This window comes from Mesorhizobium sp. M1329, from assembly GCF_040318035.1.
In the GTDB taxonomy this organism is placed as follows: domain Bacteria; phylum Pseudomonadota; class Alphaproteobacteria; order Rhizobiales; family Rhizobiaceae; genus Mesorhizobium.
The window spans coordinates 82296-94670 of record NZ_JAMYLN010000008.1 but is presented as its reverse complement, the minus strand read 5'-3'; the positions used below and the strand labels follow the sequence as shown (position 1 = coordinate 94670).

General features: G+C 61.0%; 11 protein-coding genes. 1 reads left to right on the top strand and 10 read right to left on the bottom strand.

The window, feature by feature from the left end:
* The first annotated feature begins 63 nt into the window (after positions 1-63).
* The gene (locus NKH21_RS10450) at positions 64-333 is read left to right on the top strand and encodes a DNA -binding domain-containing protein (RefSeq protein WP_352864732.1); all 270 of its coding nucleotides are present in this window, start codon (positions 64-66) and stop codon (positions 331-333) included.
* A 95-nt stretch (positions 334-428) separates the two neighbouring features.
* On the opposite strand, the gene NKH21_RS10445 is transcribed toward NKH21_RS10450, so the two are convergent.
* The 10 genes from NKH21_RS10445 to ccoN form a co-directional block, all read right to left on the bottom strand.
* Positions 429-2336, bottom strand: coding sequence for a putative bifunctional diguanylate cyclase/phosphodiesterase (locus tag NKH21_RS10445; protein ID WP_352864729.1), 1908 nt, complete (start codon positions 2334-2336; stop codon positions 429-431).
* 294 nt (positions 2337-2630) lie between these two features.
* Positions 2631-3812, bottom strand: a complete 1182-nt coding sequence (gene ubiM / locus NKH21_RS10440) for a 5-demethoxyubiquinol-8 5-hydroxylase UbiM (RefSeq protein ID WP_352864929.1) — start codon at positions 3810-3812, stop codon at positions 2631-2633.
* Between the two features lie 423 nt (positions 3813-4235).
* Positions 4236-4388, bottom strand: a complete 153-nt coding sequence (gene ccoS / locus NKH21_RS10435) for a cbb3-type cytochrome oxidase assembly protein CcoS (protein ID WP_023679633.1) — start codon at positions 4386-4388, stop codon at positions 4236-4238.
* On the bottom strand, positions 4385-6673 hold the full coding sequence (locus NKH21_RS10430) for a cation-translocating P-type ATPase (protein ID WP_352864727.1): 2289 nt from the start codon (positions 6671-6673) through the stop codon (positions 4385-4387). The genes ccoS and NKH21_RS10430 overlap by 4 nt, the downstream gene beginning before the upstream one ends.
* Entirely contained in the window at positions 6670-7167 is a 498-nt protein-coding gene (locus tag NKH21_RS10425; RefSeq protein WP_352493089.1) for a FixH family protein, read from the bottom strand. Before NKH21_RS10425 ends, NKH21_RS10430 begins: the two co-directional genes overlap by 4 nt.
* Complete coding sequence (gene ccoG, locus NKH21_RS10420) at positions 7164-8723, bottom strand: cytochrome c oxidase accessory protein CcoG (RefSeq protein ID WP_352864725.1); 1560 nt, start codon at positions 8721-8723, stop codon at positions 7164-7166. The genes NKH21_RS10425 and ccoG overlap by 4 nt, the downstream gene beginning before the upstream one ends.
* 111 nt (positions 8724-8834) lie before the next feature.
* Positions 8835-9698: a cytochrome-c oxidase, cbb3-type subunit III gene (gene ccoP, locus NKH21_RS10415; RefSeq protein ID WP_352864722.1), complete on the bottom strand. Its 864-nt coding sequence runs from the start codon at positions 9696-9698 to the stop codon at positions 8835-8837.
* Positions 9699-9700: 2 nt separating this feature from the next.
* Positions 9701-9850, bottom strand: a complete 150-nt coding sequence (locus tag NKH21_RS10410; protein WP_023679629.1) for a cbb3-type cytochrome c oxidase subunit 3 — start codon at positions 9848-9850, stop codon at positions 9701-9703.
* A gap of 11 nt (positions 9851-9861) precedes the next feature.
* Positions 9862-10593: a cytochrome-c oxidase, cbb3-type subunit II gene (gene ccoO / locus NKH21_RS10405; RefSeq protein ID WP_352493086.1), complete on the bottom strand. Its 732-nt coding sequence runs from the start codon at positions 10591-10593 to the stop codon at positions 9862-9864.
* Positions 10584-12215 (bottom strand): cytochrome-c oxidase, cbb3-type subunit I, encoded by a 1632-nt coding sequence (ccoN, locus tag NKH21_RS10400; protein ID WP_352864719.1) that lies wholly within the window; start codon positions 12213-12215, stop codon positions 10584-10586. The genes ccoO and ccoN overlap by 10 nt, the downstream gene beginning before the upstream one ends.
* Positions 12216-12375 lie beyond the last annotated feature (160 nt).

Below are 12375 nucleotides of genomic sequence, written 5' to 3'. Positions count from 1 at the left end.
GGGATATGCTGCGTTGCATCCAGCGCTCAACAGCCGAGGCTCGCAACAGGCATGAATCGATCAATGGGAACAGATGAGACTCGAAGCTCAACTCTGTGTGACGAAGTCCCCTGGTCGGATAACCTCACGAGCTACGACAGGCAGCATTTCACGATCTACCTGCGGATCCTGGATGCCTGCGCCGACAACGCCAGCGAAGAGGAGATGGCCGATCTCATTCTCGGCATCGACCCGTCCATTGAACCGGTCCGCGCCCGCAAGGCTCTTCGCAGCCATATCGACCGTGCGAACTGGATTGTGACGACTGGCTACAAGGAACTGTTCGCCGGCTGACGCACAGCACGGACTGTCATGCTCTTCAAACAAGGACGTTCAGATACCCGCCATTCATGAGCGCACGGCCGCGAGAGACGGCGCGGCGGGAGCGGTCACAACTGGTTCGCGTGCTGTTTGACTGCCATTTCTAGTGCTTGGCTCAGAGGCACAGCCTTGGAGAACAGGAAGCCTTGAGCGGTTCGGCAGCCAAGCTTGTGCAGGGTTTGCCGATCCGCCTCTGTTTCGACGCCCTCGGCCATGACCTCGATCCCGAGCATGTTACCGAGATCGATGACCGATTTGACAAGCAGTCGGTCCTCTCGGGACTTGGCCAAGCCGCGAATGAAGCCCTGGTCTATTTTCACCTTGCGTATCCGACTGTCCTTGAGCGATGCCAACGTGGAAAAGCCGGTGCCGAAGTCATCGAGCGCGATGGAAATGCCGGCATGTGAAAGCCGTCCGAGCTTTTCATCCACTCTGTCCGGGTCCACCGGGGATTCTTCGGTAATCTCGATTTCGAACATCGTTGCAGGGAGGCCTTTTGCCGCCAGACCATCCAGAACCATGTCGTCGATATCGCCGGCTTCCAGTTCGCGCGGCGAAACATTCATCGCCACACGAACGTTACGACAGTCAGCTTTCACCAAGCCGTCGATAAAAGCACAACAGTCGGCGAATACGGTTTGCGTCAGCAGCTGAAGCATTCCGGTTTCGCGTGCAGCTGTGATGATTTCGGGTGGAGAGATGGCACCATGAGTCGGATGGGACCACCTCAGCAAGGCTTCAAAACCGACCACGGCCTCGGTGTCGAGTTTCACGATCGGCTGGAACCAAGGTTGCAAGCTTCTCGTCTTTATCGCCGAATGAAGGTCCCGTTCGACGGACTGGCGGCGTTGCAGTTCCCTGTCGAGTTCGGCATCGAACAGGCAAAATTCGTTCCTGCCACGACGCTTGGCCGTATAAAGGGCGATATCCGCCCGCAACAACATTTCGGTCAGGCCCGGGCTTTCCGCCAGGTATATTCCTATTGATGCCCCGACCCGGACGGACGCGACCTCGATATAGGGGCGGGCAATTTTGGCTATGATATTGGAGGCGAGATCACTGGCAGAAAGCGAAACCCTCGTTGAGGGAAAAAACAGCACGAATTCATCGCCGCCGATACGAGCGAGCGTTGAGCCTTCCGGTGCTTCCTCCTCTATGCGGCGGGCGATCCTGACAAGCAGTTCATCACCGGTCCTGTGACCGTAGGTATCGTTGACGGATTTGAACCCGTCCAGATCAATCAGCATTGCCACGAAGGGGCTATCCGCGGTCTCGAACCGTCCGATAGCGTGTTCGAGGCCACGCCTGTTGAGAAGGGCCGTCAGGTGGTCCTGCCTGGAACTGGCCTTCATCTCCGCCGCAAGCCGCTCGGCCTCATGCCTCAGGCGGCTCGCTTCGCGGAACCGCGCTTGCCCAACAAACGAAGCTCGAACCAAGCCGCCCATGAAGAGCAGAACGGTAAAAGCCAGAATGTAGTCTTCAAAATTGCCTTTCGCCAAAAGGCAACCCACCGTGATGAGGAGCGGAGGTGTGATGAAGTTGGTCGCCGCCGCGGCATACGAACTGCCGTATGTAACCGCACCAGCGGAAATGCCCGCCAGAATGACCAGATGCAGCGGTGCTTGAGGTGTCGTGTATCCAACAGTCAGGACGGCCAGGAAGGACCAGGCAAACCCTGCCAGAAGAGCAAGGATGCCAAACCAGCGAAGCCGCGGCAAAACCCCCACTAAACCGTCATGGCGCCCCGTTTCCTTTAGCTGATAACGCGCGAGTGCAAGGCGGGCGGCATTTATCGCATTGACGATCAGGAACCAGATTGCAGCGGCAAAGCCGCTGCCAGAAAGGGCGTGCACCGCCCAAATCAGGCCTGACAGGATACCGCTTATCGGCATCGACACGAAGAGGCCGGTCCTCAGGTCAGCAAGCTGATCCTGACGGATTTTGGCCTCCAGCGTGTCTACTTTCTTCGGGGCCATGGACGGACCAGCTTGCTCCCATCGTTGTTCGCGAGGACAAGCTTACGCAGGCCCACTGAAGGACGGGTTAACTATCCAGCGGGGGTAACCAGTGCGCTCACCATGTCTTCGGGGCGCACGTCTGCTCTTGGCCTTGCCGTCTGACCATCGAGCTCTTGCCCGCACTGCCTTGATCCGAATCATCCCAGGATCGGCAACGTCACCATGGAAGCAGCCCTGCCAACGGCATCAACGCGCCCGGCGAGACAAAAGGAAGCCGAGATAGCGTTCCAGAGCGGCAGCGCTGCCTGCGATTCACCGCCTGAGCATGGCCGAAATGCCATGGCGGATAAAGGGAAGATATTGGGCAAAGCGAAGCCCTGCATGTCTTGCAAGCCGTGCCGCCGGGTGCTCGCCTGAGTAGAGAGCGACAAGTACATTCGTAGCATGATAGAGCGGTGCCGCCGACAGACGCAGCCGGCTTTCGTATCTGCCGAGCATGTCGGGATCAGCAATGTCGCGGCGCTCGCGACATGCCGCCAGGATTCTATCGGCGAGTTGCTTCTGGCCACTGAGGCCGATGTTGAAGCCATGCGCGGTCACCGGGTGCATGCCGAGGGCAGCATCGCCGATCAGTGCCGCACTCGGAGCCCAGAACTTGTGCGCCCAGGTCGTGACCAGCGGATAGGCATGGCGGGTGCTTGCCAAGGTCATCTCTCCGAGGCGTCCTCGACACCGGCTCGTCAATTCCATGAGGAACAAATCGTCGTCGAGAGCAAGCAGTCTGTCGGCCTCGCTTGAGCGCAAAGTGAGAAGCAGCGACGATACGCCTTCCATGAGCGGCAACATCGCTATCGTCTGATGGTGATCGAACCATTCGACCGCGATCTGGTGATGGGCGCGCTCGTGCCTCACCCGGCAAATCAGCATGGAGTTGCCAAGCCGATTGATGTCGGCGCCAATGCCGAGCAGGTCGCGCGTCGCGGACAAACGCGAATCCGCTGCAACGAGCAGCCGAGCGGCCAATTGCCTGCCATCAGAGAGCGTTATGACTGCTTCTTTGTGGCTGGTTGTTGCATTGACGACCGAGTGGCCGCACAGTAGCCGGGCATGATCCTGGAAGCGGACAATCTTGAACAGGGCGTCGCGGATCCGAGAATTTGGGACCAGAATTCCGAGTGGTTCCCCAGATCCGCTGGGAGAATCGAAGCTCAGGGCGAAAGGGCTCGATCCGTTGAGCACGCGCGCGCCTTGTAGCGGTGATTTGTCCGAAGCGGGGATGGCATCCCAGGCGCCGAGCTCGCGAAGGATTCCAACCGATGCGTGGGTCAGCGCGATCTCGCGACCGTCGAAAGCCGGATTCGCCAGGCTTTCGAGCGACTGCCGTTCAACCACTGCCACCTTGAGTCGGCTCTGGGCAAGCGACGCGGCGAAGGAAAGTCCGACCGGCCCGGCTCCGACCACAATAACGTCGAATCTATCGACAGAGCCGGCCATCAGCGTGCCGCCATTGCGTCGGCTATCTGCGACGAAGGGCACTGGAACGCATCGCAATCGATCCACGGTTTGCGGCTCATCTCCCCAAGCGTCTCCACGCGACCTAACCATCCGTTAGACATCCGTTCTCCGTTCAAAAATGCTCAATGAAACCATGCCTATGAAGAGATAACCCTGATGTGGATCAACCAGGCTCGATAAACGCGGCAACGGCGGGTTCACGGTCGACTGGTCGACCGCCACACCATGATCTGGTCAGGTCATCATGGAATGGCCGGCTTCCCGTTCGGTGCGGCCCTTTCCTGGCCGAAAGTTCGGCAACGTATTCTGGCTGATCCGTTCGCACCCGTCGCGCGCCGAAATCGGCATGACGCGAAGCAACCGCGGAAAATAATCGAGCGAGTCCTCGCAGGGCAGGCTGGGTCAACTGCGTGGCTCGTCGCGGTCGATCAGGATCCGCTCGGCGGCGCCATCGAGATCTTCATATTGGCCGCTCCTCAAGGCCCACAGGAACCCCGCCAGCCCAAGCGCTCCGAGGAACAGGGCCACAGGTATGAGGTAGGCGAGCGTCGTCATGAGGATTGTGCCAGTGCGCCAATGTCCGAGCGCCTGTCATGTCGGGCATCTTGCACCGATGCATTTGACACGAAACCTTGCAGACGTAGCGCATTGCCGATGACCAGGAGGGACGAGGCGGACATCGCGACCGCCGCGATCAGTGGCGTAACGTGCCCCAGAATGGCGACCGGCACGGCGATGCCATTGTAAACGATCGCGATGGCGATGTTCTGCCGGATCAGCCGTCCGGCCTTCCGCGAAATGTCTAAAGCAAGTGGGACCGCCAGAAGACTTTTACGCAGGAACACGAAATCCGCGGCGTTGCGACCGATATCCGCCGCCGTGGCCGGAGCGATCGAAACGTGTGCGGCGCCCAATGCAGGCGTGTCGTTGAGCCCATCGCCGACCATCAGCACCTTGTGGCCAGTTCGCGTCAATGCTTCGATGTGTTCGACCTTCCCGGAGGGAAGCAACGCGGGAACGAAGCGCTCGACGCCCAGTGCTTCCGCGACTTCGCCGCAGGCAGCTTCTGTGTCGCCCGACAGCATCTCCACCGACACGCCGGCGCCGTTCAGTTGCTCGATGGCCGCCTTGGCATCGGCACGCAGCTCATCCTCGAAATCGAAAGTCGCGACAATGACCCCGTCCTTCGTCAGAACGGTTCCGCCATAGCCTTGTTTGCCTTCGCCGCCGATCCGAGCTTTCCACTCACGCCATCCGCGGCGACCCAGCCGCCAGGTACTGCCCTCGGCGATGGCTTCGATGCCGAAGCCCGGATGCTCGCTGACGGACGCGAGTTTCGGCTGGCCGGCAAAGGCTGCATTGCCAGCGATTGCCTTCGAAAAGGGATGGCGGGAATGCGCTGCCATCTCGGCCGCCATGGCGAGCATCGTCGGATCGATGGACGGCGCATTGATCAGCCTGGGCAGTCCGAGCGTAAGCGTGCCGGTTTTGTCGAACAATGCCGTGTCGATCCCCGCCAGGCGCTCCATGGCGGAGCCGTCCCTGACCATGACGCCGCTTTCAAACAGCCGCCGCGCAGCGACCACCTGCACGATCGGCACGGCGAGACCGAGCGCACACGGGCATGTAATGATCAAAACGGCGATCGCGATTGTTATTGCCCGGTGCCAGTCGCCGGTCGCCGCCATCCAGCCGAGGAACGTCACAAAGGCGGTGAGGTGGACCACGGGGGCATAGAGCGCGGAGACGCGATCGGCGATCCTGCGATGGCGGGCGCGGCCGCCCTCTGCCGCTTCCATTAGCCGAACGATTTCGGCCAGGAATGAATCCTTCGCGGCGGCCGTCGCCTCGATGGTCAGCGGACCGGTGAGATTGAGTGTACCGGCCTGGACCTGCGCCCCCGGGCCCACCGTTCTGGGCGTGCTTTCCCCGGAAACCAGGGAACAGTCGAGATCCGATGCCCCGCCAATGATCCTGCCGTCGATGGGCACCCTCTCGCCAGCCGCAATCAAGAGCTCCATTCCTGGTTCGATCTCGCCAACCGGCAAGTAGTCGCGCGAACCATCCTCGCGCAGCACCATGGCGCCGCGCGCCGCCAGCCGAGCCAGTCCGTTTACGGCCGTCCGTGCCCGTTCCCGCATCACGTGATCCAGCGTGCGGCCGATCAGCAGAAAGAACAGCAGCGACACCGACGCGTCGAAATAAGCATGGTCGCCATGGTTGATCGTCTCGTAGAGGCTCATGGCGTAAGCGAGCGATACCCCGACCGCGATCGGCACGTCCATGTTCATGCGGCTGTGGCGCAGCGCATTCCAGGCCGAGCGAAAATAGATGCCGCCGGCGAAAGCGAGCGCAGGAATGGCAATCAAGGCCGAGACCCAATGGAACAGGTCGCGGGTCGCGCCTTGCGCGCCGGACCAGACGGAGACTGATAGCAGCATGATGTTGCCCGCCGCAAAGCCGGCGACCGCGACGGCGCGGATCAGTTCCGAGAGCGTCCTGTCCTTCCCGTCAGCCTCGGGATCGAACAGGTGCGCGCCATAGCCCAGCCGTCCAAGTGTGGCGACGAATGGCGGAACCTCGTCGCCGCGCCACCGGACCGAAACACGTTTCGTTGAAAGATTGACACGAGCGCCTTCGACGCGATCCAGCTTGCCGATCGCCGTCTCGATCGTCTGGATGCAGGCGGCACAATGCACAGCCGGCACCGAGAGGTCGGTCTGGCGAAGATTTTCGCCAATCGAGCGGCTCGCCAGTCTGATTTCCTGGCCAGAAGGCAGGACCAGTGTGACCTTTTCCAGGTCCAATGCCATTTCGGCGCCTGGCGCGCAGCAGCTCATTGCAGCGCCCCGTGGGAAATCATGATCCGGCGAACGTCGCGATAGGGTTCCGCAAGGCTCGCATCGGCGTCGATTTCGACGATCCAGAGGCCATCGTTGGGCATGTGGTGCGCGGCGAATATCTGACCGGAGGCAGCCTCAAGAGTGACGGATTTGTCCTCGGCCTCGTAGGCGGGATGACGGAACAGCACCTTGACGCCATGCAAGGCAACCGGCTTGCCGACAGCATCGGTGAGGCTGTAGCGGACCTCACCGCCTGCGATGGTCAGTTTGCCAGTCCAGCCAAGGGCTGCCTGCGCGCGCCCTTCCTCGGCCTTCCTGTTGAACTGCTGGCTGGCCACATAGGTGTTTTCGACGACAAGGCCGGTCCAGCTCGTGTTGGCGAGCGTCGCCATCGTGAGATTGACCGCTATGACCACGCCGAAGAAGCCAAGGATGGTGAACAGCATATGCCTGCCGGTGAATTCGCGGGATTGTCGCGAGGTGTCGCTCATCTGGCGATCTCCGGTGCGTTGAAAGTGGCCGTGTATTCGTCCGACTCGAACGTTGCCTTGTTTTCGACCCGGAACTTGAAGCTTTGCGCTGCACCCCGAACCTGATCTGCCGGCTCACGCACGAAAACCTTGAGCATCTTCAGCCGGTCGGGTTCGACCGGGATGGCAAAGGAGCGATCCGCCGGCAGGTCGATGCCGACAACGCTCATTTCGGCTCCATGCAGGCCCTGCATCGTGACAATGATCGTTCTTGGTTCGGGGATCATGTTGAGCAGCTTGACGGTGTAGCCATTGCGGATCGAACCGTCGGACAGCGTCACAAACTGCGGGTTGCGATCGTGCAGGACATTCAATTCGAGCCGTGCGCGGGTCAGCAGCGAATAGAGCAGCGCGAGACCGACCGCCGACCAGGCGACCATGTAGATGAAGGTGCGCGGGCGAAAGATCTTGCGGATATGGAAACGGGCCACATTGTCGGAGAACAGGCCGTCAGCGTTCCTGACCAGTGACGGGTTGACTGAACCGGAGCCGCCCGGGGTCGCCAGCATCATATTGGCGTTGTAGTCGGCCAGCGTCGCATAGGAAATCAGTCCGCGCTCCCTGCCGAGCTTGTCCATGATACCGTCACAGGTATCGATGCAGAGCGCGCAGGTGATGCATTCAAGCTGCTGGCCATCACGAATGTCGATCCCCATCGGGCACACCGCGACACAGGCATTGCAGTCGACGCAGTCGCCGACGGGCTGCCCGGCGGCAAGGACCCTCTTGGCGTGACGCGAGCGCGGTTCGCCGCGCCAGTCATTATAGGTGACGGTGAGGGAATTCTCGTCGAGCATGGCCGCCTGGATGCGCGGCCATGGGCACATGTAGGTGCAGACCTGCTCGCGCATCAGCCCGCCGAACGTATAGGTCGTCGCCGTCAGCACGGACACGGTGATGTAGGCGACGGGGGCGGCGGTGCCGGTGAAGAGTTCCCCAAGCAGCGTCGGCGCATCGGCGAAATAGAAGATCCAGGCGCCGCCGGTCAGCACCCCTATGACCAGCCAAATGGCGTGTTTCGATGTTCGCAGCACGAGTTTGCGCGCAGTCCAGGGACCGGCATCGAGCTTGATGCGCGCGTTGCGGTCGCCCTCGATGGCTCGCTCGACGACCAGAAACAGATCGACCCACACGGTCTGCGGGCACGTATAGCCGCACCAGGCCCGGCCGACGGTGGATGTGATCAGGAAAAGGCCGATACCGGCCATGACCAGCAGGCCGGCCACATAATAGAATTCCTGCGGCCAGATCTCGATGAAGAAGAAATAGAAGCGGCGGTTGGCAAGATCGACCAGCACGGCCTGGTCCGGGGCAAATGGCCCGCGATCCCACCGCAGCCAGGGCGTCAGGTAGTAGATCCCCAGCGTGATTGCCATCACCGACCACTTGAAGCGGCGGAAACTGCCAGAGGCCCGGGCCGGGAAGATCTTCTTGCGTGCGGCATAGAGCGGCTGACGGGTCTTGGCGGAGTTGACCGCATCGGCTTCGAGCCGTTCTATTTGCGTGTTATCGAGCACGAGAAGCTCCAGTCACCAGCGACCCATCGGTTTCTGGATGATGCCGAGGCCCGGCTCGCGCCGGGCCTCGTCGCTTGGCGGTGGGGGGGAGGACGAGAATAGGCTGCGTACCTATTCTCCGCCACCAAGCGAATGGACATAGACCGCGAGTTCCTTGGCCTTGATCTCGCCGAGACGCCCGATCCAGGCCGGCATGACGCCGAGCTTCGGCGCGCGGACCTGCGCGGCGATGGCTGTTTCGCCAGACCCGTATAGCCAGATCGCGTCGGTCAGGTCGGGTGCGCCGAGCTCCCTGTTGCCCTTTGCATTCTCACCATGACAGGCCGCACAATTCTCGGCGAAAACATTGGCGCCGAGTTCGATCAGGCTTGTGTCCTGAACAGGATCGGAGAGGCTTGCGACATAGGCGCCGACCTGCTTGATCTGATCCGTCGTGATGATGTCGCCAAAAGCAGGCATTTCCGACAGGCGCGTATCCGGGTCTGATGCGAAGCGGATGCCGTGCGCAATCGTCTGCTGGATCTGTTCGGCGTTGCCACCCCACAGCCAATCGTCGTCGTTTAGGTTGGGAAAACCCTTGGACCCTTGAGCGCCCGAGCCATGGCACTGCACGCAATTGACCTTGAACGCGGCGCCACCTGCGGCGACGGCGAATTCGCGTAGCGTATCGTCGGCAGTAATCTCGGAGACGGTCTTCGCCTGAATGGCAGCGACAAATTTACCCTTGGCCACTTCGGCCGCCGCCAGTTCATTCTTGACGTCTCTGCGGCTCGAATACCCCAGCACACCCCTGGTCGCGGAAGTCAGCATCGGCCATGCCGGATAGACGACGGTGTAGCCGATCGCCCAGGCAATGGTGATGTAGAAGGTGATGACCCACCAGCGGGGAAGCGGGTTGTTGAGTTCCTTGATGCCGTCCCACTCATGGCCGGTCGTCGAGATACCCGAAACCTCGTCGATATGCTCGCTGCCCATGATCAGTCGTCCTTGAGAGGAATGTGAGCGGCTCTCTCGGCTTGCCTGCGGCTGCCGGGACGAAGTGCAAAGGCAACGCATCCGAGGAAGAAAAGCGCCATGGCAAGCAGGCCCCAGCTGTCGGCAAACTCCCGCATGAAATTGTAGGTCATCGCCATTCTCCTCAGCGGTAACCGGCGGCTTCGTCATAGGTCCTGAAATCGACCAGCGTGCCGAGCATCTGCAAATAGGCGACCAGCGCATCCATTTCGGTGACCTGCTGCGGATCGCCGTCGAAGTCCCCAACCTTGGCTTTCGGATAGCGTCTCTCCAGGCCCGATGTGTCGGCATTCGCATCGGCCTGCGCCATGAGATCGGCATTGGCATGAGCGATCATGTCGTCTGAATAGGGCACACCGACACGGCTGTTGGCGATCAGATGCGTCGAGAAATCCTTCACCTCGATGGGCATGTCCTTCAGGAACGCGTAGCTCGGCATGATCGACTCCGGCACCACCGAACGCGGCTCGGTGAGATGCTGGACGTGCCATCCGTTCGAGTAGCGGTCGCCGACCCGGGCGAGATCCGGCCCGGTGCGCTTCGAGCCCCACTGGAACGGGTGGTCGTACATCGACTCGGCCGCCAGGCTATAGTGGCCGTAGCGCTCGACCTCGTCGCGGAACGGCCTTATCATCTGGCTGTGGCAGAGGTAACAGCCCTCACGCACATAGATGTTGCGCCCGGCGAGCTCGAGCGGCGAATAGGGCCGCATGCCTTCCACCTTCTCGATGGTGTTGTCGAGATAGAAGAGCGGCGCGATCTCGACGATACCACCGATTGTTACGACCAGCAGGGACCCGAGGAGAAGAAGTGTGGCGTTCTTCTCGATGACCGCGTGTCTGTCCATCAGGCCCATTTTCTGGCTCCTGATCGCACAGGCTGGAGGGCGGGGATGGAGCGCGGCATCGGATCCTCCTCGCGCTGGTAGCCGAGGATGGTCATGGCGATGTTCCAGGTCATGATGAGGGCGCCCGACAGATACATCGCGCCGCCGGTGGCACGCATGATGTAGTAGGGATGCATGGCGGCGACGGTTTCGGCGAAGGAGTAGACCAGGAAGCCCTGCTCGTTGTATTCGCGCCACATAAGGCCCTGCATGACGCCGGAGACCCACATCACCGCGGCGTAAACGACGATCCCAAGCGTCGCCAGCCAGAAGTGCCAGTTGACGAGCCGCAGCGAATAAAGCCGGTCGCGGTTCCATAACTTCGGGACCATGAAATAGATCGCGCCGAACGAGATCATGCCGACCCATCCGAGCGCGCCCGAATGGACGTGACCGATGGTCCAGTCGGTGTAGTGCGAGAGCGAGTTGACGGCCTTGATTGACATCATCGGGCCTTCGAAGGTCGACATCCCGTAGAAGGCGATGGCCATCACCATCATGCGGATGATCGGGTCGGTGCGCAGCTCGTCCCAGGCGCCCGAGAGCGTCATCAGGCCGTTTATCATGCCGCCCCACGAGGGCATCCAGAGCATGATCGAGAACACCATGCCGAGCGTCTGGGCCCAGTCCGGCAGGGCGGTGTAGTGGAGGTGGTGCGGACCGGCCCAGATGTAGAGAAAGATCAAAGCCCAGAAGTGGATGATCGACAGCCGGTAGGAATAGACCGGTCGGTTGGCCTGCTTGGGAACGAAATAATACATCATGCCGAGGAAGCCGGCGGTGAGGAAGAAGCCGACGGCATTGTGGCCGTACCACCATTGCGTCAGGGCGTCCTGGACGCCGGAGAAGGCTGAATAGCTCTTGGAGCCCAGGAAGGAGACCGGCATCGACAGGTTGTTGATCACATGCAGCATTGCGATGGTCACGATGAAGGCAAGGTAGAACCAGTTGGCGACATAGATGTGCGGTTCCTTGCGCTTCAGGATCGTGCCGAGGAACAGGATGAGATAGGCGACCCAGACAATGGTCAGCCACAGGTCCACATACCATTCGGGCTCGGCGTATTCGCGGCTCTCGGTGATACCGAGCAGGTAGCCTGTCGCGGCCATGACGATGAACAGCTGATAGCCCCAGAACACGAACCAGCCGAGATCGCCGCCGAACAGCCGAGCGCGGCAGGTGCGCTGGACGACATACAGCGACGTGCAGAGCAGCGCATTGCCGCCGAAGGCGAAGACGACGCCCGACGTATGCAATGGCCGTAAACGGCCGAAATTGAACCAGGGCTGGATGTTGAGATCCGGGTAGGCGAGCTGCAGGGCGATGACCACGCCGACCAGCATGCCGACGACGCCCCAGAATACGGTGGCGATGGCACCGTAGCGGATCGGCCCATCCATGTAAGCGGCGGGGTCGATCGGAACTGCCGGCTTGAACTCCGTGTTGCGCAACAGAATCGCCGTGAAGCCAGCCACGGCGAAGAACAAAACCCACATATGCCGCCGAAAAGGTTCATCTACGCCGAAGCCGGCAGCCACCAGGGCCGCAAACGCAAACAGGCTTAGAAGGACGATCTCTGTGCCGAATTTCATCGCAAGCCCCGATTTCCAATTCCGGCGGGCGCCAAACCGCAGTGCCTTATTGCGCAGCCGTGGCCTGCTCGCCCTGATCCATGTCAGAGCCGCACGATTTTGCTTCGAGCAGCATCGAGTTCGGTGCGATCAGACTGTGGCGATCGAATGTGGAAGCGCA